21 protein-coding genes are annotated in these 23,204 nt (G+C 40.8%); 3 read left to right on the top strand and 18 right to left on the bottom strand.

Annotation, left to right across the window (positions count from 1 at the left end):
- Window positions 1-4: 4 nt before the first annotated feature.
- Window positions 5-1,171 carry an efflux RND transporter periplasmic adaptor subunit gene (locus tag QUE46_RS18380; protein WP_286249246.1) on the bottom strand — a complete coding sequence of 389 codons (1,167 nt, stop codon included), beginning with the start codon at window positions 1,169-1,171 and terminating at the stop codon, window positions 5-7.
- Window positions 1,172-1,290: 119 nt separating this feature from the next.
- On the opposite strand from QUE46_RS18380, the gene QUE46_RS18375 reads away from it, so the two are divergent.
- The gene (locus QUE46_RS18375) at window positions 1,291-2,229 is read left to right on the top strand and encodes a LysR family transcriptional regulator (RefSeq protein ID WP_286249262.1); all 939 of its coding nucleotides are present in this window, start codon (window positions 1,291-1,293) and stop codon (window positions 2,227-2,229) included.
- A gap of 6 nt (window positions 2,230-2,235) precedes the next feature.
- Here the strand turns inward: QUE46_RS18375 and QUE46_RS18370 are convergent, their stop codons facing one another.
- From QUE46_RS18370 to QUE46_RS18340, 7 genes are all read right to left on the bottom strand, one after another.
- Complete coding sequence (locus QUE46_RS18370; protein ID WP_286249244.1) at window positions 2,236-3,273, bottom strand: GGDEF domain-containing protein; 1,038 nt, start codon at window positions 3,271-3,273, stop codon at window positions 2,236-2,238.
- Between the two features lie 129 nt (window positions 3,274-3,402).
- Window positions 3,403-4,374 (bottom strand): GTP 3',8-cyclase MoaA, encoded by a 972-nt coding sequence (moaA, locus tag QUE46_RS18365; RefSeq protein WP_286249242.1) that lies wholly within the window; start codon window positions 4,372-4,374, stop codon window positions 3,403-3,405.
- A 130-nt stretch (window positions 4,375-4,504) separates the two neighbouring features.
- Window positions 4,505-6,796, bottom strand: coding sequence for a xanthine dehydrogenase family protein molybdopterin-binding subunit (locus QUE46_RS18360; RefSeq protein WP_286249241.1), 2,292 nt, complete (start codon window positions 6,794-6,796; stop codon window positions 4,505-4,507).
- A 12-nt stretch (window positions 6,797-6,808) separates the two neighbouring features.
- Complete coding sequence (locus tag QUE46_RS18355; protein ID WP_286249239.1) at window positions 6,809-7,297, bottom strand: (2Fe-2S)-binding protein; 489 nt, start codon at window positions 7,295-7,297, stop codon at window positions 6,809-6,811.
- 193 nt (window positions 7,298-7,490) lie between these two features.
- Window positions 7,491-8,099: a nucleotidyltransferase family protein gene (locus QUE46_RS18350; RefSeq protein ID WP_286249237.1), complete on the bottom strand. Its 609-nt coding sequence runs from the start codon at window positions 8,097-8,099 to the stop codon at window positions 7,491-7,493.
- A gap of 1 nt (window position 8,100) precedes the next feature.
- On the bottom strand, window positions 8,101-9,120 hold the full coding sequence (locus QUE46_RS18345; protein WP_286249235.1) for an XdhC family protein: 1,020 nt from the start codon (window positions 9,118-9,120) through the stop codon (window positions 8,101-8,103).
- Window positions 9,121-9,489: 369 nt separating this feature from the next.
- Window positions 9,490-10,350: a DUF6279 family lipoprotein gene (locus QUE46_RS18340; RefSeq protein ID WP_286249233.1), complete on the bottom strand. Its 861-nt coding sequence runs from the start codon at window positions 10,348-10,350 to the stop codon at window positions 9,490-9,492.
- A gap of 595 nt (window positions 10,351-10,945) precedes the next feature.
- Here QUE46_RS18340 and QUE46_RS18335 point away from each other — a divergent pair.
- Complete coding sequence (locus tag QUE46_RS18335) at window positions 10,946-11,671, top strand: tetratricopeptide repeat protein (protein WP_286249228.1); 726 nt, start codon at window positions 10,946-10,948, stop codon at window positions 11,669-11,671.
- Between the two features lie 69 nt (window positions 11,672-11,740).
- Here the strand turns inward: QUE46_RS18335 and QUE46_RS18330 are convergent, their stop codons facing one another.
- The 9 genes from QUE46_RS18330 to dnaK all read right to left on the bottom strand — a co-directional run bounded on the left by QUE46_RS18330 (window position 11,741) and on the right by dnaK (window position 21,036).
- A complete protein-coding gene (locus tag QUE46_RS18330; protein WP_286249226.1) occupies window positions 11,741-13,159 on the bottom strand; it encodes a coniferyl aldehyde dehydrogenase in 1,419 nt (472 codons plus the stop codon).
- A gap of 154 nt (window positions 13,160-13,313) precedes the next feature.
- On the bottom strand, window positions 13,314-15,038 hold the full coding sequence (locus tag QUE46_RS18325) for an ATP-binding protein (protein WP_286249224.1): 1,725 nt from the start codon (window positions 15,036-15,038) through the stop codon (window positions 13,314-13,316).
- 171 nt (window positions 15,039-15,209) lie between these two features.
- Entirely contained in the window at window positions 15,210-15,476 is a 267-nt protein-coding gene (locus tag QUE46_RS18320; RefSeq protein ID WP_004588716.1) for a hypothetical protein, read from the bottom strand.
- A 185-nt stretch (window positions 15,477-15,661) separates the two neighbouring features.
- Entirely contained in the window at window positions 15,662-15,913 is a 252-nt protein-coding gene (locus QUE46_RS18315; RefSeq protein WP_286249222.1) for a hypothetical protein, read from the bottom strand.
- A gap of 151 nt (window positions 15,914-16,064) precedes the next feature.
- Window positions 16,065-16,379, bottom strand: coding sequence for a response regulator (locus QUE46_RS18310; RefSeq protein ID WP_286249221.1), 315 nt, complete (start codon window positions 16,377-16,379; stop codon window positions 16,065-16,067).
- 105 nt (window positions 16,380-16,484) lie between these two features.
- Entirely contained in the window at window positions 16,485-16,889 is a 405-nt protein-coding gene (locus tag QUE46_RS18305; RefSeq protein WP_286249220.1) for a DUF1761 domain-containing protein, read from the bottom strand.
- Window positions 16,890-17,009: 120 nt separating this feature from the next.
- The gene (ybaK, locus tag QUE46_RS18300; protein WP_286249219.1) at window positions 17,010-17,471 is read right to left on the bottom strand and encodes a Cys-tRNA(Pro) deacylase; all 462 of its coding nucleotides are present in this window, start codon (window positions 17,469-17,471) and stop codon (window positions 17,010-17,012) included.
- A 301-nt stretch (window positions 17,472-17,772) separates the two neighbouring features.
- Window positions 17,773-18,915 carry a molecular chaperone DnaJ gene (dnaJ, locus tag QUE46_RS18295; protein ID WP_286249261.1) on the bottom strand — a complete coding sequence of 381 codons (1,143 nt, stop codon included), beginning with the start codon at window positions 18,913-18,915 and terminating at the stop codon, window positions 17,773-17,775.
- Between the two features lie 201 nt (window positions 18,916-19,116).
- Entirely contained in the window at window positions 19,117-21,036 is a 1,920-nt protein-coding gene (gene dnaK / locus QUE46_RS18290; RefSeq protein WP_286249217.1) for a molecular chaperone DnaK, read from the bottom strand.
- A gap of 241 nt (window positions 21,037-21,277) precedes the next feature.
- Here dnaK and QUE46_RS18285 point away from each other — a divergent pair, with 241 nt between their 5' ends.
- Entirely contained in the window at window positions 21,278-22,099 is an 822-nt protein-coding gene (locus QUE46_RS18285) for a thioesterase family protein (protein WP_286249216.1), read from the top strand.
- Window positions 22,100-22,360: 261 nt separating this feature from the next.
- On the opposite strand, the gene QUE46_RS18280 is transcribed toward QUE46_RS18285, so the two are convergent.
- Entirely contained in the window at window positions 22,361-23,095 is a 735-nt protein-coding gene (locus QUE46_RS18280; protein ID WP_286249214.1) for an ABC transporter substrate-binding protein, read from the bottom strand.
- Window positions 23,096-23,204 lie beyond the last annotated feature (109 nt).

Raw genomic sequence — 23,204 nt, 5'->3', positions numbered from 1 at the left:
AACCTTATTGCTTAGCCACAAGTTGTGCGTTGTCGTTTGACAATGTAAATGCAACACCGCTTGTATCAATTGTTACTGTTTGTGGAGAGATTGGCATACCTGGGCCTACACGTGCTGGGCCGTTTACCGCAATGATGTCACCTTCGCTAAGTCCAGAGGTCACCGCACGTAATGCACCGTATCGTTCACCGACAGTAATGAGTTTGTATTCAAGTACGTTGTTTTCGCCAACCGTTAATACAAAACGATTTTTTAAATCGGTACCAATAGCACGCTCAGGTATAATTACTTTTTCGCTTACTTTGTTTGCTGCCAATTTAATACGGGCAAAAGAGCCTGCACGAAGTTGATTATTATCTTCGTTAAATACAGCACGTACACGTAAAGTACCTGTAGCTGAGTTAATTTGGTTATCAATAAAGTTAATGTAACCTTGATAAGCAAACTCTGTTTGACCTACTTTTTGCATTACAACTGTTTGGCGGCTTTGTGCTGTTACATCATTAAATGCACTATTCCAGGTACGTTCATCAACGTCAAAATACGCATACATTGCTTTGTTAGATACAATTGATGTTAATACGCTTTGTCCCGCTAACACGTTATTACCTTTAGTAATGTTTGCACGAGAAATAATGCCATCAATTGGCGATATCACCGAGGTAAATTCTAAATCGAGCTTTGCAGAGGTAAGTTGTGCTTGCAGTGCTGCAAGTTGCGCTTCGCGTTGACGCAACGTTGAGGTACGTGCTTGTGCTTGCTCTGTAGAAATAGCTTTACGCTCTAATAATCGCACTGCACGTTTATCTTCACTAACAGCTTGTTCAAGGGCTGCTTCAGCGCTGTGAATTTGCGCTTCTAAACTTGCTACTACGGCAGCAAAAGGACGTTTATCAAGCTGAAAAAGCACATCGCCCTGCTTAACCACATCGCCTTCTTTAAACTCAATGCTATCGATAATACCTGACACACGTGGCATTAACGCAACTTCTTCAGGCGACTCTAAGCGCGTAGTGTAGGTGTGCCAGCTTTGTACCGGCTTTACCAGTACAGGTGCAACATCGATAGGCTGCAATTGTTGTTGCTGAGCTTGAGGCGCGCTCTCATCAGCACAGCCCGCAAGTGATAATGATGCCGCAGCGAGTGCAGCAGCAATTAAATGTTTGTTCATGTAGACGCTCCTTTATTGATTAGCGTGCATATTACGGACTATACCTGCGGACAAAAACCATAGATTTATAAATTCATTAATGCCAAAATGGCATCAATAAAAATTAATGAGTGATCATGATGGATACAACAAGCCGACTTTTAATGCTACTAGAGGTGGTAGAGCAAGGCTCTTTTGCCAAAGCTGCAGAAATAAGAAACATAGACCGCTCTGTAATATCAAAGCAAATTAGTCGGTTAGAGGACGAGCTAGGCGTTAGGCTATTAAACCGTACCACCCGTTCGTTTTCGTTAACGGCCGCCGGCGCCGAAATGATAAAAAAAGCAAGTGAACTAAGAGAACTACTTGGTGAAACCGTACGCATGGCAGAAAACTATCATTTAGAGCCACGTGGGGTGCTAAAAATTACATCGTCAACGCTTATTGGCAGACGTTATTTGCAGCCTGTGCTTAACGACTTTCAAAAACGTTTTCCTCAAGTAGAAGTTGAGCTGCGCCTTGATGACAGGCTTGTTGATATTGTATCTGAAGGGTTTGATTTAGCTTTTAGAATTGGGGAACCTAAAGACTCTTCATTAATTGCGCGTAGAATTGCCCGAAATAGGGTACTTATAGTAGCGGCCCCTGAATTTATACAAACCTATGGCATGCCAAAAACCATAGAAGAACTGGCGCAGTTACCTGCAGCAAGTTATGCAAGCAACTCAATACGGGTAGAGAGCCTTGATTATTACGATAGTAAGGGGGAGTTGTGTGAGCTAAAAATTAACAGTGTGTATAGAGCTAACGATGCCGAAGTGCTGCTAATGAAAGCTATTTCAGGGACTACCTACTTCGTGGCTCCGGCATTTATTATCGATAAGGAAATAACGCAAGGCCAATTAGTGCCTATTTTAACTGACGTTAAATTAAAAGAGTTTAGCCATATGTATGCCTTGTACCCGCACAGAGACTTACCAGTAAGAACACGCTTATTTTTTGATGCAGTAAAGGAGTATTTAGGGAAAGACAAACCAATTTGGGAAAACAACATCCCTAACTTTGAACAAATGTACTAGGGCGTATTAAGCTACCTGAGGCTTTTCATTTAACCGGGCGCTTGACTGAAAGTATACTTTATTTCGGCCATATTCTTTTGCTTTATAAAGTTGTTCATCTGCTTTAGTGACACACTTTTCAAGTGTGTCACCTTGGCGATACTTTACAACCCCAATGCTCGCGGTGACATTTATTTTTAGCCCATCAATCTCAAACGCAGATTCGTTTAGTGTTGCTCTGATGGTTTCAGCCATTGCCAACGCCTCATTGTGTGAAGCAAAAGAGTGCAGTAAAGCAAACTCCTCCCCGCCCACTCTAAATACATACCCTTTTGCTGATATAACGCGAAGTAAAGTGGCGACTTCAATGAGCACTTTATCACCCACTGCGTGGCCATGGGTATCGTTAACTTGTTTAAAAAAGTCTAGATCGAGTAAAAACAAATACAGTTGCGATTTATCTTTAAGCTCTACTTCAAAATAGTGATTCATTGATAAACGGTTTGCAGCCCCAGTAAGCGGGTCTAACAAAGCAAGATTTTTTAATCGCTTAGATGATAAAGCACGGCTACCTTCAAAAACATGAGAAATAGCCCAAATACTGATATACACGAATATAAGGTTTAAACTGAAGTTAAGCGTTGTTAGAGGAAGTTGCGATGATTTGTTTAACAATATGGCAGCTTGTAGTACAAAGAGCAAAGCCGATAATACAATGCCATAGCGTTTACCTAGCAACAGGTAGTACAATATAGGTAAAGCAAAAGACCACACATACACGCCATTTATTGGTTTAGCTAAATAGTTACCTAATACAATTACAAAGGTGACAAATATGCACATAACTACAGATTGCCATACTTCTAGCGCATGCGTGTTTAAGCGATAGTAGGTGTAAGCACAAAATACACTGAGCGCTATTTCTAAATACCCTAATAAAGCAAAGTTATTTACAATAATATTAAATGCAGCAAAAAACAGTGAGACAAAACCAAAGCACAAGCACATCCATTTCAGGACGTTCCTTCTTAATGATTTAGTACTACTAAGCGCTGCTATATCCATTCAAAAAACTTAAAATAATAAAAAATTCAGTGTAACGCTAAAATTAAATATAACAAGTAGATATAAGAAAACATTAACTTTACCCAATACCATAGCAAGAGCACTCAGCCAAACAGCTTACTATAAGGTTTAACCACCCAACATAGATAAGTTTGTTGTGACCCCTGTGTTACCTTGATGCAATAAGTGTGTTGGTTTTTTAGTTTTTATATAACGCGCTAACTGATCAATTAATGCCTGATTGGTGTTATCACTCATGTATTCTCTAAGTGATATGCCCTGCTCAGAAAACAAACATAAATGCAATTTCCCTAGTGACGAAATTCTTAACCTATTGCAGGTGTTACAAAAGTCATTACTGTAAGGCATTATTAACCCTATTTTACCCAAATAATCAGGGTGGAAAAACTCTTGTGCAGGTCCTGCCGTTACATCGCGTATAATGGGCTGCCAACCTGCGCGGAGCAACTGCTCTTTTATTGCTTGCCCCGATATATGGTTAGCATCAAAAAACGATTTATTATCATTAGTTTGCATTAGCTCAATAAATCGCATCGTCACGGGTCTGTGCTTTAAATAGACTAAAAAGGTATCAAGCTCACGGCCATTGTACTGTTTCATGAGTACGCTGTTTATTTTTACCGACTCTATACCGCTTTCAAGCGCGCTTTCTATACCCTGCATTACAGTCGAGAACTTATCGTGACCGGTAATCGTATTAAACATACGTGGATCTAAAGTATCAATACTAACATTGATAGCGTTTAAACCTGCTTCTACCCAGTTATTTATCTGCTTATGCATAGAGTAGCCATTAGTAGTAGCGGCTATTTTTGTAATGCCTGGCGTGTCTTTTGCTGCTCGAATTACATCTATAAAATCTTTTCTGAGGGTTGGCTCTCCGCCAGTAATACGTAACTTTGATATACCATGATGAGCAAAGGCGTTTATAGTATTACTAATTTCGTTAAGAGAAAGGAAGTCTCGGTCGTGATCACATTGATAGCCATCAGGTAAACAATACACACACTTAAAATTGCACACATCAGTGATCGATAAACGTAAATAACTAAATTTTCGCCCGGCTGGGTCGACTAGCATAAATAAGCCTTTAACATTTTTAAAATTTATCGCTAAGTTCAAAGCGCGTAAAAAAATCTACTTTACGCGCTTTGTTAGCACTTAATACCAATCCGCTTAATTAAGTGATCTATTTTGAGGATTGGTATAACTAGGTCGAAAGACCGGCTTTAAGCTCACTCGGTTTCATGGGTAAATGACGTAAACGCACGCCGACTGCATTAAATACCGCGTTGCCAATAGCTGGCGCAACACCAATAACGCCCGGCTCACCTAAGCCCATAGGAAACTCATCACTTTGCACAAACTCTATATCCATATCGGGCACATCTTGCATTCTAAGCGGCAAGTAAGTGTTAAAGTTAGTGGCCGCCACTTGCCCGTTTTGATAATTATTTGATTCATGTAACGCAAGGCTTGTGCCCCACAATAACGAACCTTCAAGCTGAGCTAATGCACCATCGGGATGAACAATTAAACCCGCATCTACCACGGCATACAGTTTTTTAAGCGTAATTTTGCCATCGTTTTTATTTACGTGCACATGCGCCGCTGTGGCAATCCACGCTGGCATATGACGCTCTTGACCAGAACTAACTGAAAAGCCAATGCCTTCGTTTTCACCCAGCTTAACATTTGCGACCTTCGCTGACACTTTTTTAAGTACCGCATTTAATCGCAGTGCGCCGCCTACGCTTTCAGGGGCTTTACCTGCTTGTTTGCCTTTGCCATCGAGCATTGATAAACGAAATTCCACCGGATCAAGCCCTTGTTTGTGGGCAATTTCGTCAATAAAAGATTCCAAACTCCATACAATCCAACCCGGACCTACCGAGCGAAGCCAGCCTGGGGTAAATGTGCTTTGCGCCAATTCGTTATTAATTGCGCGAGCACGGTGATTATCCATGCTGTACCAATGATCCGCTCCAGAGGCCGAAAACGAGTCAAACTTACCTTTGCCATCAACCCCTGGTGATAAAAAGCCAGGCGCCATTGCCTTTGTTGGCCAACCAGCTGCAAACGCATGTTCCATAGCACTGAGTTCGCCATTTTCATTAAACGAAGCCGTTAATTTAGCTGTGGAGGCTGAACGTGACTGATCAAACAAGCTATCGTCTGCGCGCGTAAATACGAGTTTTACTGGTTTACCAATCGCTTTCGCTGTTAACGCTGCAGGCACGGTCCAATCGCCAAATAAGCGACGCCCAAATCCACCGCCTAAATAATAAGGGCGAATAATTACGTTATTTTGTTCAACCTCTAATGCGCTGGCCAATGCAGGTAACGTTAAAGATTGCCACTGATTACCGGTATGGATAATCCACTTGCCTTGTTTAAACTCTGCCAACGCGTTAAGCGGCTCTAATTGATAATGGCTTGCTGTTGCCGTGGTATACAATGACGCTAGCGACTGCTTTGCCTCAGCCTGCATTTTAGCGGTGTCGCCTTCATTAACAAATAAGGTGCCAGCGTTGTTATCGTTACATAATTTTTCGCCGAGGGATTGAATATCTGCCTCTGTAACATTGGCTGTTTGCCCTTTTTTATAGGTTACTTTTAGCGCATCTCCCGCTTTAATAGCACTGGGGTAATTGTCAGCTAAAACCACCACCCAGCCTTGTACTGTATTGCTCGGGTCATTTAAAATCTCGAACCCTTTGTAGCCTTTTATTGCTTTTGCTGCGCTATCATCCACCTGCGTGACTTCACTGCCATATCGAGTAGGTGGAATTACAGGGCGCGCATACACCATACCTTCAAGCTCTACATCTATACCATACACGGCAGTACCGTTTGTTTTTGCAGGTATATCAAGCGCTTTAAAGTCTTGGTTTAAACCCGTTAAGTGGCGTTTGTTGGCAGGCTTTAACGGCAGTTTTGCGATTTCTTCGCTGCTAAAGGTACGGTTAAACTCACCATTTTTTACAATATCGGCATAACTGAGCGACTTATCGCCTGCAATTATACGCCCTTTACTAGCGTGGCACTGCTCAGGTTTAACTCCAAGCATATTAGCCCCTGCATCAATAAGTGCCAAACGCCCTGCTGCGCCAGCTTGTGAAAGCGGCTTAAAGCTTTGAAACACAGACCATGAACCACCAGTAACCATGTAGCCCCACTTTTCGTGAGTATCTACATACGTAATTGATACCTTATCCCAGTCGCACTCAAGCTCATCTGCCACAATACGCGCTAAGGCGGTGCCTACGTGTTGCCCCATTTCAGCTTTAGCAATACTAACAACTACTTCACCTTGTGGGTTCATAGTCCACCAAATTGTGGGTGAAAACGATTGCTGTGCAATTGACTCTTTCGCGCTTAATTCACCTGAAAATATAGCCGGTGCAAATGCCATAACTAGGCCAGCCGTTGCTGTACTAATCATAAAAGAGCGACGGTTTAAGTCTACGGTTTCGGTATTTTTTTGAAATAGTTTTTTCATTGTCGGCTCCAGTTACACGTCTAGCTCTTTAGGGTTAAACATTTGTACTGCACTTTGCGATTCATCAGCGGCACGGTGTATCGCCGATTTAATGCGCTTGTACGCCATGCAGCGACAGTAGTTGCCGTTCATATGATTTACTATTTCTTGATCGGTTGGATTTGGATTGCTAGCTAATAATGTAGCCGCTTGCATAATTTGCCCAGATTGGCAGTAACCACATTGAGGTACTTGCTCATCTACCCATGCTTTTTGCAGCGGATGCGCGTTGTTAAGCCCTTCTATGGTGGTAATGTTTTTTCCTGCCACTGCGCCCACGGGTAATACACACGAGCGCGTTGCTTGTCCATCTAGGTGCACTGTACATGCGCCGCACATAGCAATACCACAACCAAATTTTGTGCCCTTTAACCCAATTTCGTCGCGAATAACCCACAGCAAAGGTGTATCTGAACTTGCTTGCGATTTAACCTCTTTGCCATTAACTGTAAACGTCACCATAGCTTGCCCCTTGATTAAGCCTAAATAAAATTAAAGTAACACCTGACCCATACACGTTACTTTTTTATACCACCGTACGCTGAAACTATAACGCTTTGCATTGCAGCGCCGGTTTAAAATACGCGGCAATGACTCTTAAAATTTAATTTCGTTTAAAACGTTTTAACCTAAAGTTTAGGCTATATTTTTTAGTTTATTCTAATGAGGCTAACCTGTTGTTATTATTAATAAACTGCTTTAATTGCTGTTGAGTGTCAATATCTGTGCTGGCCTGTTTAATTAAAATGGTATTAACCTCGACTTTTGTATCGCGCAGTAAATGTTGAGCGCCTTTATCACAATTTAGCGCTGCTAGTGTTTTAAAATCACAGGTAGGAAATACAGCAGGTACGCCAAGGCGCTCGCCATAATCAGCGCACCAGCGCGAGGGTTTATTTTTAAAATGATCAATTAATGTATTTATATCTGTAGTACGAAGCTCAACCTGATCTGCCAGCATGAATAAAATACCATCCAATGCGTGCGCAGCACTTATAACTTGCGTTGCCCGCGCAATGGATTTTCCTAAACCTACTTGCCAGTGTGGGTTATGCAGTATTTCAACATTTTTGTAGCTATGTAACGCATCTTCAATTTGCGCATGCCAAGCACCGCTAATAACGTATATGGGTAATGTGTCATCCCCTTGTACGGTATCTACGGCGTGGCAAATCATTGGTTTATTACCTACATCGGCTATAAGCTTACACCCGTTAAACCGCGACGATTGCCCAGCGGCTAAAATAACCTTTGCTAGGCGCACCTTAATTGCCCCAATTGCTTAACGATGCGGCATCTTTATTAGCGAATACCGCATGAATCTCGCTAATAAGCGACAACGCTATACTCTCTGGCGAGTCGCCGCCCAAATTTAGCCCTACAGGGCCAAACACAGGGGCAGCTACCTTATTTACCGTTGTATTTGCATGCTCAAACACTTGCGCTCGTCGATGTGCAGGTCCTAGTAGCCCTAAGTACTTTAGCTGGCTTTGCTCAAGTGCGGCTAACGCCTGTGAGTCTAGCTCTACACTGTGGGCCATTAAAACAGCTGCATCAACTTTGTGCTGTTCGCAAAATTGTTTAAGCTGCGCAGCTGGGCTGCGCAAAATATGATCGGCATGCTTAAAATAGTCTCTTTTAGCGTTTGCAGCACGGCTATCCCACACACTCACCATCCAGCCTAATTGCTTTGCAAGCGCATATACCGGTATTGCATCAGCACCACCACCGACAATTAATAAATGTGGGCTGGGGTAAATGGCCACCTGTAAACTTTGAATATTGTTTTGCTCTAAAAGCGTTGCTTTACGGTTTAAAGATAAGTTATGTTGCTTAGCCACTGTTTTAAAAACACCTGACCCTTTTGTCACTAACGGTTTAATTTGCTGCGTGTAGTGCCCCGATTGCTTATTTTTTAGTGCATTAAACATGCTTTCTAATTGTAAGTATTCGTTTTCACGATTAACGCTTTGCAAAATAATATGCACCACACCGCCACAGCCAATACCTAGCTGGAATGTTAAATCGTCTTCATCGGTTGCATCGTAGGTAATAGTTTTAGAATGTAGTGAGGTCATAACTTGTTTAGCGTGGCGTTGAATATCAGCCTCTAAACAGCCCCCCGAAAGCATGCCTAAGCGCTGTCCAAGGCTCGAAATAAGCATCATCGCGCCCAATTTTCGATAGCTCGACCCTTCAATTTGGTACAAGGTTGCGAGCACCCATTGTTGCTCATCACGAAGCGGATACCACGTATTGAGCATTCCTTTTAAATCAGTAACCATAAACTGCAGCCATTACAATCCTTAATGTGTGCGCGTTTTAATTATCACCAAAATGTCGCTTTGCTTTATTTATAGATATAACTAGGATAATCAAGCAACAAATAAGTGAGAAGCGTACGTGATATATTTTAAAATCGATCAGATAGGACGTTATTAAATATTGAATATTATCTTAGCATTTATCGAGGCCTAGGTGACCTGTGTGAATTAAAGTTTTTCACTCTAGGTGTAATTAAATCGCCTTCAAAGGCTATGCCCTGACTAAAAACCAAACTCCCTGCTGTAAATTCATCCACCGCAGTACAACATGCGCTAACTTCCTTAATAAGCGTAAAATTTATAAAAAGTGAACCTTGGCTAAAATAAGCATTAATCTTCAATTAAATCGCTGAGTGTATCAATCAGCTCATCAAACTCATCATTTACACTCTCTCGTTGCTGCTCACTTAAGGTGGTATTTAGCTCAATAAGCAAGTTTACATAGAGCGCTAAATTCGCATCATTACTGGCTAACAATTCGTCGCTCATGTATGCCTCTCGCTTTGTAATTACATGGCTTAACTGATTAATAAAGTCGTTCTCACTGAGCGATTTATTTAAAAGTACTTGCTGCGCTGCATTTAACCGCGCTTGCTTATACTGATGCCAAAGCAATGAAGAGTCGTAATGATCATTGTTAGCTTGAGTAATAAGCTGCGTTTGCATAGGCGTTAACTTTCCTAGCCATTGTTTGTAGTAATCGAGCTGCCTTTCAAGGCGCTCGCTTTTGCGCTCCTGCGCTGTTAATTCATTAAACTCTTCGTATTCTTCGTTAATTTGCGTTTGAATATTAGCAATTAGCTCTGTGCGCTGCGCATCAGAAAGCGTAAGCCCTAACTGCGCGAGCGGTATATGTGCATGCTCAAGAATGTTTTGAAAGTGAGCTCTGGCTAATACCACTTGCGATTTTAATTGCTGATAATCTAACTGCTGATTAAATAACACTTTTAAATTTAGGATATCCTGCTTGTAGGCGGGTAATTGCGTGGTGCGGTGCCACTGCTGGGTTGTTTTAATAATACTTTTAAGTTGCTTGTTTTGCTGCTTATTTAGATCAATGTAGTCATCTACCCAAAACGACGACAACCACGTTAGGTTATTATAAGTAAACGAAGCCGAACAACTACACAAAAACAGCAGACTAAGCGCGATAGCGATGCGCGAAACTTTTATATTTTTTATTTTAAACATGGAACCCTCAACTAACGCTTTCTCTCAAACTCTTACATAAATACGCAAGGGTGTTAATTTATTTTAATTGATAATAATTATTATTTACTGTTGACACACCACCAAATCTAAATAATAATTAATCGCATAAACAAAGTGTAACGACCTCAGTGCCCAAGGACGATATACAGCATGGATGCTGGCATTTTGTTTTAAGCCCGTGACTGCTTAATGGCTATTATTTACTCGACCCAAGTAATAGCATAAAAGTTCATCTCTACTTGCTACATTGCTCATATTAGTGACGGTTAATATGACATTAAAAGCGCAGGCTATTGGCTTGCGCTTTTTTACTGCTTTAAATTTTCTGTAATATCTGTATCTTACGCCTATAAGCTCAGCATTATTAGCAATATAATTGCTTATTTAAGCTATAATTACCACTACAGCTTGGCTAAGTGTTAAACGCCATATAATCACCAAAGCGTTAGTAATTCACTTCCCCATGCATTTGCATCACTTTATACGTAGCAATTAAATAGTAAGTACAAAGTGTTGCAATAAAACAGGTTTTTATACATACACATTGCAACTATTACCTATTGGAGACATGGCTATGTCACAGTTTAATTTAAAAGCATTAATACTCACTGGCGTTTTGCTTTCAAGCCCATTTGCACATGCAACTCTTGAAGACGGTATAAGAGCTGCCAACGAAGGCGAATTTGCAACTGCACTAAAAGAATTTGAATATTTAGCTGATAAAGGCTTTGCCCCTGGTATTTACGAATTAGGTAAACTTTACGAGGGCGGCTATGGTGTTACACGCGACTACTTTAAAGCGGCAGAGCTTTATAAAGAAGGCGTTAAAAAAAATCACGCTGACTCAATGTTTGCGCTAGCAGTTTTATACGATGAAGGTAAAGGCGTTAAGCTTGATAAGCAAATGGCGGTTACGTTATTTGAAAAAGCGGCGAATAAAAACCTCCCCGCCGCACAATTTAATTTAGGTGTTATGTATGCTAATGGCGAGGGCGTTACGCGCGATTACAAACAAGCGAGAACGTGGTACGAAAAAGCCGCTGCTAATAACTACTCACTGGCGCAATTTAATCTGGCGCTCATGTATTTTGAAGGCCTGGGCATGCCAAAAGACTTAGAAAAGTCGTATGTGTGGAACACCATTGCAGAATACAACGGCAATATGCAGGCAAGCCATAGCCGTAAGCTAGATGAGCGTAAAATGCTACCTAAAGAAATAGAAGAAGCAAAAGAAAAAGCCGACAAAATCTACGAAAAAATACTCGCAGGCACGTATGCCGGTGAAGGTCGCTTATTTTAATTTTCGCTCTGCTAAACAAAGCATTACACAAGGGCAAATGCGTCTCGCATTAGCCCTTTTTTATACCTATTACTTAATATATAAAAGTTTAAGTAGCTTAATAATGAGCTTACTTTGTTTGAGTAAAAGCGTGGTACGTGGGTTAAATGAGCCAGACACCAAGGTATTTTTTGCATGACTAAAGGTTAAAAACCCCTCTTTAGCATGATAATGCCCCATACCAGAATGCCCTACACCACCAAATGGCACATCATCTGCTGTTACCTGCACTAAGGCATCGTTTACAGCAACTGTACCGCTTAATGTTTGCTCCATTATGTAATCTTGAGCATGCTTATCTTGGCCTAAAATATATAACGCTAAAGGGTGATTATGCGATTTTATGTAGCTAATTGCCTCATCGAGCTTTTCGTATGTTTTAACCGGCAAAATGGGGCCAAATAATTCATCTTGCATTAGCGCCATATCATCGCTAGGCGCGGTAACAATATGCAAACCCATTCTATGCTTTTGTTTGTCTTGTTGGTTTTGTTCTAGCGGCTTAATAACGTGCGCACCTAACTGCTGTGCTTGTGTTAAATATCCTTCTAAGCGAGTGTAATGCGCATCGCTAATAATTGACGTTAAATTTTTACCTTCAACCCCGTCTTTAAAATGCTTTTTATAAAGCTCACACAATTGCTGTACCAGCTGATGCTCTAGCGCCTTAGGCACAAATACATAATCGGGGGCTACACATATTTGCCCTGCATTAGCCATCTTACCAAACAGTAAGGTTTGCGCTGCTTTTTTAATATTAGCTTGCTCAGTAATGATCACCGGCGACTTACCACCAAGCTCTAAGGTAACAGGGGTTAAATTTTCACTGGCCGCTTTCATAACCAGCTTGCCCACTGACGTTGAGCCAGTAAACAGTAAATGTGCAAATGGCAGTGCAGAAAATTCACTCGCTACATCGCTTTCCCCTAACACCACTTTACAATGCGCTTGTAGTTCATCTGCAAATATTTTTTCGATGACTGCATTCGTATGCGGGGTAAACTCGCTGAGCTTAAGCATAACTCTATTGCCCGCTGCAATGGCGGTAATAACAGGCACTAATGCCAATTGTATGGGGTAATTCCATGGAGCAATCACGCCAACTACACCAAGTGGCTGGTATGTCACACTCACTTTTGATGGCCACAAACTTAAGCTTGCTGAGCGCTTACTGGGCTTTGCCCATTTTGGTAATTTTTTAATTATGTGCGCTAAGCCCTGAACCGTTGGCAGAATATCACCAAGTAAAGTGTCAAACGCGGTCCTGTAGCCAAAATCTTTTGATGCTGCATCAATAAGTGCTTGTTCGTGACTAACAATGCGTTTGTGCAGCGTTTTTAATAAAACAATACGCTTATCTATTGGGAGGTACGACTGGGCTAAAAAGCTATTTTGCAGCTCATTAAACGTATCGCTGAGTGAGGGGGTGCGTGTGCTATCAGTATTCAAAGGTGCTACTCGAGTATCATTTTGCTACGACTATAACGCCGTTCTGATTTTCGAGCAATAACACTAACTATCTAAAAATCACCGTTTTTATAGGAACAAATAGCCACAATTAACCGCTGCTGGCTCAATAATTTCGCCCTTAAATTGCTTTTATTTAGCTCGTTAGCGGCTCACAAGGTAGCGTAATAATAAATTTAGCGCCGCCTTGTTCGCGGTTCTGTGCGCTTAGCGTGCCATTAAGCGCGCTAATAATTTGCTTAGAAATACACAAGCCAAGCCCTAGCCCATCAACCGATTTCGTACTGTAAAAAGGCTCAAAAATAGTGTCTAAATCGTGCACTTCAATACCTGGTCCGGTATCTTCAATACACAGTTGCACACTATTATTTAGATAATTGGCACTTATACTCAGCTCGCGCGTAATACATCCTTGCATTGCTTGGCTGGCATTCGATATTAAGTTAACTAACACTTCTTCAAGGGCCGCTTTATCTGCTAAAACCTTTAGTTGGCTGTCAATTTTAGGCGGTAAAACACTTATGTTGTCCTGCTTTAGCTGATTTTTATTAATATCTAGTGCCTTGGCTACTGATTCATTTAATGGCACTTCGCTAATAATCGTTTTTGCAGAATCAGAAAAATAATTTAGCTGTGCAACTATTTTATGCACTCTTGCTACTAAGGCTTCAATAAACTGTAAATTTTCGTTTAGGGATTCAAACTTACCTTTAGCAAGCAAACGTTTAGCGCTAGCTAGATAGGTATTAATAGTATTAAGCGGATGATTTATTTCGTGGTTAAAGCCCACGCTAAGCTGGCCAATTGTTGCAAGTTTAGTTGATTGTAGTAATGCATCTTGCTGTGCTTTAAATGCATCAGTGCGCGCGCTCATTTCTTGGGTGACACTATGGTGTGAATAAACCAGTTTTTTAACGCCATAAACGCGCCTTAAAACAACATACCCTAGGGCAATAATAAGCGCATAAATTACCACAAAGCCAAATAACACAGGTAATTGAGCAATATTTACATTAGATACATTAACTAGTACGGTAACAGATGCGCTCAAAAAACGTAATTTTTGCTCTACGGATAAATAGTTATGCTCATCAATTGTGTTAAACAGTAACCTTTGTGATGTGTAATTTGAATGGGCAATCAGCTTTGGTTGATAGTCTAAATATGCACGACGCTGGGCGATGTCTCTGCGATGTGTAATATCGAGTGCAGAAAACGTATTAAGGCGCCAATTTTCCATATCTGAAATAGCAATAACACTATCTTCTAGCTGAACATAAAAGTGACTGCCTTTGGCGGTATTTAGCAGTTCTCGGTCGCTTTCAAACTTGTTTACATTTACTTTTAGAACAACAACCCCTATCGCTAAATTATTGTTATAAATGGCTTGTGAAAAATAAATACCTCGCTCTTTTGTACGCATGCCTACAGCAAAGTACGCGACTTTTTCACCTGCAAATGCGCGCTTAAAATACGGTCTAAACGACAAATCGCTACCTAAAAAGTTATGATCGGCCTGCCAGTTACTGCTGGCAACCACGGCACCTTGTTCATCAAGAATATAAATATCTGAAGCACCACTGGCTTGTTGTATATCAGCTAAGTAGTTATTAATCTTTTTTTCGTTATTTTGCGCCGCACCTAAAAAATCGATAACTTCGTTGTTATAAGTAAGAAGCTGAGGAATTTTTGAAAAACGAGCAAGCTCAGTATCAATATAGTGCTTTAATTGAGTTGCCTGTTGGGCTGCCTTTTGCTCGGCCTGATTATAATAATGAGTTCGGCCATAGCAAAACACCACGGACAATAGCACTATCAGTACAACAAAAGATAAAAGAAGTTTTTTAGAAAAGGAGAACATGCCCTAGCTCACAACAAAATAGCTATAAAATTTAAGGGCGCTAGTTTAACGGGTTATGGGCGCTAACAACAGAAACTTTATGTTAACAAATACAATAAATCTTAATTTATTTATAAACTGCTGCAAGTCTGTACTGACTCGCAACAGTAAACATCATTAGCGGTACTAAAATTACGAGTTAGTGGCTAATTGAGGCTTATTTTTAGCGTACTTGTATAAGCCGATCAGTGAAGCTGCAATCCAGAAAATCTCAATTACAAAGCTTGCAAGGTTAAAGTTGTAACACAAACTAATTAACAGCAAAATTGCCCCTGTTAAATTCATTATGTTGTACAATAACCCCGTTGGAGATGCTTTATTAAGTTGTAACAAAAAGAATGCACCAACAACTAAGAAAGTACCCGCCATACCTACAATATCAAATAACAGTGCTATCACACGTTTATCCTTTGCTTAAAAAACCCAACTAACTGGCCCTATCCTTGGGGAGGGTGTTTTTCAATCATTGAAACAGCAAAACCGGGCGAGTATATCAGGCTTGTTTATTGGTACAAGGCCAATTGTCCGCCTTATCAGTAGCAAACCTACCCTTTGTAGTTGTTGTATTTTTAAAACGTATTAGGTTATTTAAAGGTAACTTTACCGCCAATTATTTTATAAGCTGGCGTGCCACGTATAATTGCTGGGCGCGCAAATGGGCGCTCGCATTGGGGGCAAATAAACGGTGTAGTTGTGTAGTCTTGGGTTATTCGCTCTATAAAACACTTTACTAGAGCGCCTTTGCCGCCTTTTCTGTATTTAAACAGCGCCGCTTTGCAAGCAGAGCAAAAAATATCGACTGTTTTAGTCGGCCCCTTTTTATTTGGCTTAGCCATACACTCCTTAACATACGTAGATGCAAAGCAGGCATTTTAGCAGTTAATAAATAAAAACGTTATAAAAGCGAGGCAAACTGCCTAATGAGCAGTGGAGAAAACGCTGGGGATTAAATAATAGATGCGGTATAAAACACCATAAAATTTTTTGCTAATCTCTAAAAAACAGGCGGCTTAATTGCGCTGATAGCACATTCATATTAAACGGTTTAATAATAAACCCCGACACTTTTGCTTTAATAACTTGTTTTACTGTAGCAGCGCTATCTTTACACGTAACCATAATAACGGGTAAATCGGCTAAGGCTTGGTCGTGACGTATGTTATCGAACAAGTTTACACCGTCTACTTTAGGCATGTGTCGTTTGGCTATTACTGAGTCAAATTTTTGCTGACGCAGTATTTTTAACGTCTGTTGTGCGTCAGTTGCCCACACAACATTTTTGTAATCAAGCTGCCTTAACATATTAATTCATACGTGGCGCATAAGTGGCATATCATCAACGACTAACATTTTCATATTATCTTTATTGTATTTAAGCACTTAAAGGCGACGCCTAATTGAGCGTGCTTAAGGCCATACACCTATAATAAAACCCATTAATGTAAATTGTATTGTGTAATACCCTGCATTAATTATAAACAACTTGATTGGCCGCTGCTCATAAATGTAACTGAGACCCAGCGAGCTACCTACCCAAAACAAACCGATGGCAAAACCTGTAAAGGCGCCCTCTCCCATTCCGGCCTCTTTACCTAAAAACAATGAAAGCACCACCGCCGACAAAAGTGCAAGTACGATACTGCCGCCAAAAATTAGCGCCGGTTGCGCTGTTTGTAAATCAAGCTCCGTAAGGCCTGTACATTCTAACCAGGCATTTTTAAAAAAAGCGTTTGAATACCAAATACCGCCAAGCATAAAAGAGGAAAGCGCCGCCACAAGCACGGCAAAAAAATTAACATCAGTAAAATTCATACATACTGCCATAATGCATAGTGTACAAGGGTATTTTGACTGTAGTTAAAAATACCCTAAGCAGCAAATTATCCCCTTTAAAATTTGCGGTTTAGGGCGAATTGGTTTTTGTGGAGGTTTTTAAAAATCGCCATAGGTGGCACGTGTTTGTGACTTTAAATCGGTTGGCGAAAGCGCTACCTCAAGCCCTCGCTTACCTGCACTTACATACACTGTATTAAATACCATCGCGCTTGAATGAATAAAAGTGGTTAGGCGTTTTTTTTGACCAAGCGGACTAACCCCTCCCAAAATATACCCCGTGGCGGCTTGTACCGTTGGCGCGCTTGCCATTGCGACTTTTTTGGAGCTACACAGTTTGGCCAATTGCTTTAAATTTACTTGCTGGGATACCGGTGTGATGGCAACAATTAACTGCCCTTCATTGGTTTCAAGCACGAGCGTTTTAAAAACCTGTTCACTGTTAAGGTTTAACTTTTCAACGGCTTCTTGGCCATAACGTGTTGTACTCGCATCATGTTGATAACTAAGTACATCGTGAGGCACTTTTTGTTTTTTCAGTAATTCGATTGCAGGTGTCATACTATTTAGCCCCGTTATTTTAAGTGCATTATTAATCTACAATAAGGATTAATCATTTTGAAGGGTTACTTAATAGCAGATACACTAAAAAACTCTTATTGACGAGGATATAGGTGTAAAGGATAAAGCCGTGCAGGGTCAATTACATAAGGCAACACAATAGCTTAGTGAATTAATCGATTGAGTGTATACACTCTACAATACTGTTAGGTAGTGCCCAACAATATGAATAAATCACATGAATTTGAGCAAAAAAAAACGGTGCATCAAGCACCGTTTTTTTAGTTTTTACGATAACTAATTACTTAGTTAAATCATCAAAAAACTTTTTAACGCCGTCAAAAAAGCCTTGCTCTTTAGGACGGTTTTTTGAGCTATCTTTGCCCATGCTCTCGTCTAACTCTTTAAGTAGCTCACGTTGACGCTCGTTTAAGTTAACTGGCGTTTCAATCACTACTTTACAAATTAAGTCACCTTGAGCACCACTACGTACCGATTTAACACCTTTGCCACGCATACGGAACATTTTGCCCGTTTGAGTTTCAGACGGTATTTTAAGTTTGGCACGACCATCAAGCGTAGGCACTTCAATTTCGCCACCTAAACCTGCGGTAGTAAAGCTAATTGGCACTTCGCAGTACAAGTTGTTCGCATCGCGCACAAAAATTGGGTGTTCGCGTACCGATACTTGCACGTATAAGTCGCCAGCTGGTGCTCCGTGCATACCGGCTTCACCTTCACCGCTCAAACGAATACGATCGCCTGTGTCTACGCCTGCTGGAATTTTAACTGACAACGTTTTCGTTTTCTCAACACGCCCTTGTCCGTGACACTTATCACATGGGTCTGAAATAATCTGACCTTGTCCCTGACAGGTTGGACATGTTTGTTGAACAGCAAAGAAACCTTGGCGCATTTGTACTTGCCCAGCACCATGACACGTAGTACATGTTTTAGGCTTAGAGCCCGCTTTTGCACCACTGCCATCACACGGCTTACAGCTCACCCATGTAGGTACTTTTATTTCTACTTCTTTACCACGAACCGCTTCTTCTAAGCTTAGGTCCATGTTGTAACGTAAATCTGATCCACGTTGCTGACGCGATTGACGACGGCCACCACCGCCACCAAAAATGTCACCGAACACATCACCAAAAATATCACCAAAATCGCCTTGACCACCACCGCCAAAGCCGCCGTGACCGCCGCCACCGCCTTGTTCAAAGGCAGCATGGCCGTATTGGTCATACATTTGACGTTTTTGATCGTCGGTTAAAATCTCGTAAGCTTCTTTTACTTCTTTAAATTTAGTTTCGAGATCTTTATCACCGGCGGTACGATCTGGGTGATATTTCATCGCTAAGCGTTTATACGCTTTTTTTATGTCTCTCTCGCTTGCATCTTTGCTTACGCCGAGAACTTCGTAATAATCGCGTTTTGACATATCTATCACACTACTCTTTTCTATTTGCAGCTAAACTGCGGGATAAACCGATAAATCACATCGATTTATCATGAAAATTTTAAACCTTAAATACATACAAAAGGCGCGACAAGCTGTAGCCTGCGCGCCTCAAAAGTTCATCCTACCCTAAAAACGTGAGCAATTCATGTTGTTTAGGCTAGTTAGAAGCTTAGCTGACAATTACTTGTCGTCTTTTACTTCTTCAAACTCAGCATCAACTACATCGTCGTCTTGCTTAGCAGACTGTTGTGGTTGCTCGCCTGCATCTGCGCCACCTTGTTGCGCTTTAGCTTGAGCAATTTCCATTAGCTTTTGAGACTTTTCTGCAAGTGCTTGCGTTTTAGCTTCAATTTCTGCTTTGTCATCGCTCTTAATAGCTGCTTCAAGGTCAACAACAGCGGCTTCAATAGCCTCTTTGTCTTCGCTTGGTAGTGCGTCACCCGCTTCTTCAATTTGCTTACGTGTGCCGTGTACCATTGCATCAGCTTGGTTACGAGTTGCTACTAGCTCTTCAAACTTTTTATCTTCTTCAGCGTTAGCTTCTGCATCACGAACCATTTTTTCTACTTCTTCATCGCTTAAGCCTGAAGACGCTTGAATCGTGATTTTTTGCTCTTTACCTGTATCTTTATCTTTGGCTGATACATGTAAGATACCATCCGCATCTACATCGAATGTTACTTCGATTTGTGGTGTACCACGTTGTGCCGGGCGAATACCTTCTAGGTTAAATTGACCTAGAGATTTGTTGTCGCTTGCACGTTTACGCTCACCTTGTAGTACATGAATCGTAACGGCAGATTGGTTGTCTTCTGCTGTAGAGAACGTTTGCGATTTCTTAGTAGGAATCGTTGTGTTTTTCTCAATTAGCGCTGTCATTACAGAGCCCATTGTCTCAATACCTAGCGATAATGGAGACACGTCTAGTAATAGTACGTCTTTAACGTCGCCTGCTAATACACCACCTTGAATTGCCGCGCCTACTGCTACAGCTTCATCAGGGTTAACATCTTTACGTGGCTCTTTACCAAAGAACTCAGCAACTGTTTTTTGTACTAGTGGCATACGTGTTTGACCACCTACTAAAATGATATCGTTAATATCATTTACAGATAAATCAGCATCCGCTAGTGCGCGTTTAAGTGGCTCAATTGACTTAGTTACTAAATCTTCTACTAATGACTCAAGCTTAGCACGCGTTAGTTTAACGTTCATGTGCTTAGGACCTGTAGCATCGGCAGTTACATACGGAAGATTTACTTCTGTCGATTGTGCAGATGATAGTTCAATTTTTGCTTTTTCAGCCGCTTCTTTAACACGTTGCATTGCAAGTGGATCATTTTGTAAATCGATACCTTGATCTTTCTTGAACTCAGCTACTAAGTAGTTGATTACACGGTTATCGAAATCTTCACCACCTAAGTGCGTGTCACCATTTGTAGCAAGTACTTCAAACGTGTGCTCGCCTTCAACTTCATCAATTTCAATGATTGATAAATCGAAAGTACCACCACCTAAGTCGTATACTGCAACAACGTTTTCACCTTTGTTTTTGTCCATGCCGTAAGCAAGGGCAGCAGCTGTTGGCTCATTGATGATACGTTTAACTTCAAGACCCGCAATACGACCAGCATCTTTTGTTGCTTGACGTTGTGAATCGTTAAAGTATGCAGGTACTGTGATTACAGCTTCAGTTACTTTTTCACCTAAAAAGTCTTCTGCCGTTTTCTTCATTTTTTTAAGTACTTCTGCAGAAATTTGTGGTGCAGCGCGTTTTTCACCACCCGCTTCAACCCATGCATCGCCGTTATCAGCTTTGATGATTTTGAACGGCATAATACCGATATCACGTTGTACTTCTTCGTCTTCAAAACGACGACCAATTAAACGCTTAATTGCAAATAACGTGTTAGTTGGGTTAGTAACCGCTTGACGCTTAGCAGGTTGACCTACTAGAGTCTCGCCGTCTTGCGTGTAAGCAATAATAGACGGGGTTGTGCGATCGCCTTCCGCATTTTCAATAACACGTGCTTTATCACCATCAAGTACTGCAACACAAGAGTTTGTAGTACCTAAATCGATTCCAATAATTTTACCCATGAATCTTCTCCAACTTCAAATTCGTTAATACGTTCGATGACTAGTAAATAGGGATGCCACAAAGTTAATTCAACTGTAAAAATGAAAAAAAATTCATTTTTTGTAATTTATTTAACAAAAAACCTTAATAAAAGTAGGGTTTGATGTTTTTTACGCCAAAAACACCTATTTAACACATCTAGTCTGACCAGTTGTTATGTGCTATATATGTCTGATAATGATAATTTCAAGGATATTAACGATGCATTTTGATGACTTATTAAAACAAGCTTCTGCTATTTCAAGCTCTTCTTCGGCTTCGCTTGCCAATAACAGCAATACAATGGAGTTTCCTGCTAATTGGTGCCAAGGGAGAACCGCATTTGGTGGCCTTTCTGCTGCACTACTTTATCAAGCAATCAGAAAACATATTGACCCAAGTAGACGATTACTTTCTCTGAGCACTAATTTTGTTGGGCCACTGCTTGCCGACACGCCTTTTTCATTGTCAGTTGAAATTTTACGCCAAGGTAAAAGCAGTACTCAGGTATTAGCTAAAGTTATTCAAAGTGAGCAGGTGTGTGTAATTGTCCAAGCGTGCTTCGCTATTGATAGGCAATCAGGTGTTAACGTACCAGTAAGTAAAGAAATGGGATTAAAGCCTGTAGATGCACGACATACATTGCCATTTATTCAAGGGCAAATGCCTGAGTTTTTCCAGCATGTTGATTTATGCCCTCAACAAGGCGCTATGCCATTTAGTGCTGCTGAGACTTCGCATTTAGGTGGTTGGATGCGTTTTAAACACACTCCCGAAACCATTACAGAAGCGCATATCATTGCACTAACAGATGCTTGGCCGCCCACATTACTGCAAATGTTTAAGCAACCTGCGCCAGCAAGTAGCATGTCGTGGTATTTAGAGTTTGTGCAAGAGCCAGCGCTTACACCCGGTGAATGGTTAGGCTTTGAAGCGATTACTCACCATGCTAAAGGTGGCTACGGATTAGAAGATGGCTGTATTTGGTCGCAATCAGGCGAACTTATCGCCCTTACCCGCCAAACAGTTGCCTTATTTGACTAATACCAATAAGCAATAAGCAATAAGCAATAAGCAATAAGCAATAAGCAATAATACTTAATCATTTTCAGAGGCTAAACGTGTCGCTATCTGCGTTAAAAAATTCTCATTTACGACTGCATGGATGCAGAAGGTAGAGCAATGCAGGGGCAATTGCCGATAACAACTAAATAGCGAATTTTTGCTTTGCTATCAACACGTTTATCCATCCTCAAAATAGATCGCTTAATTATGCGGATTGGTATAATTACACCTACGGCCATGCTATTTAGCATGGCCGTTTACATTTAATAGCTGCTGATATTTACCACTTTGCTTTATGGCAACTAGGCCTTTATCAAATTTTTGTTGCAGTAACGGGTTATTAAAATAAGCGGGCCTTGGCGCTTTTGGAAAAATAGCATGAATATTAACGGGTAATGAGTGCGAATAGTTAATGTTATAATAATGAAAAATACGCTCATCGAGAACAATTACATCCACCCACTCTTTCATTAGCCTATCAATTTGTGCACGTTGATTGACTACTTCTTCATAACTTGCAAACTGAGCAACTCCTTTTGCAAATGAAGGCGGTAAATAAGCCGTTGCATGTTGAAACCCTAATACACTTTTGTTATTTAAATCATTTACACTCTCAATAGCAAAGTCACGTTTTTTAAGTGATACCGCCACATTTTTATAACTCAATACTGGCTGACTTGGGTAAGTATCTGCATCGCGCTTTCCTGCGTAATTAAGCAAGATATCCACCTTACCGCTATGCAGCTGCTGCTCGGCGCGCTTGTTAGACATATAAATAACAACAATATCGTTAACGCCCTGTTCAAATAGTGCAGCTTTAATAATATCAAGTTGTATACCTGAGTCTGTTTTTTCTATTACATAGGGAGGAATAGTCGCACTAGCAGCAATCACAACTGGCTGTTTTTGCTGAGCGGCAGGCACTGGCGGGCTTATAAAAAAATAGCTAATAAAGTAAAATAATAACAGCCTCACATTAATCCTTACGAATTGTTATTGCGCTTAATGATTAATCGCGTTGTATTAATAGTTTAAATATAGCAAAATTGCGTAAACATTCTTCTTTGATGGTTATAACTTGCAA

It is taken from the genome of Pseudoalteromonas sp. MM1, from assembly GCF_030296835.1.
Classification (GTDB): Bacteria; Pseudomonadota; Gammaproteobacteria; order Enterobacterales; family Alteromonadaceae; genus Pseudoalteromonas.
The sequence above is the reverse complement of the archived record's forward strand: the minus strand, read 5'-3'. Positions and strand labels throughout refer to the sequence as shown.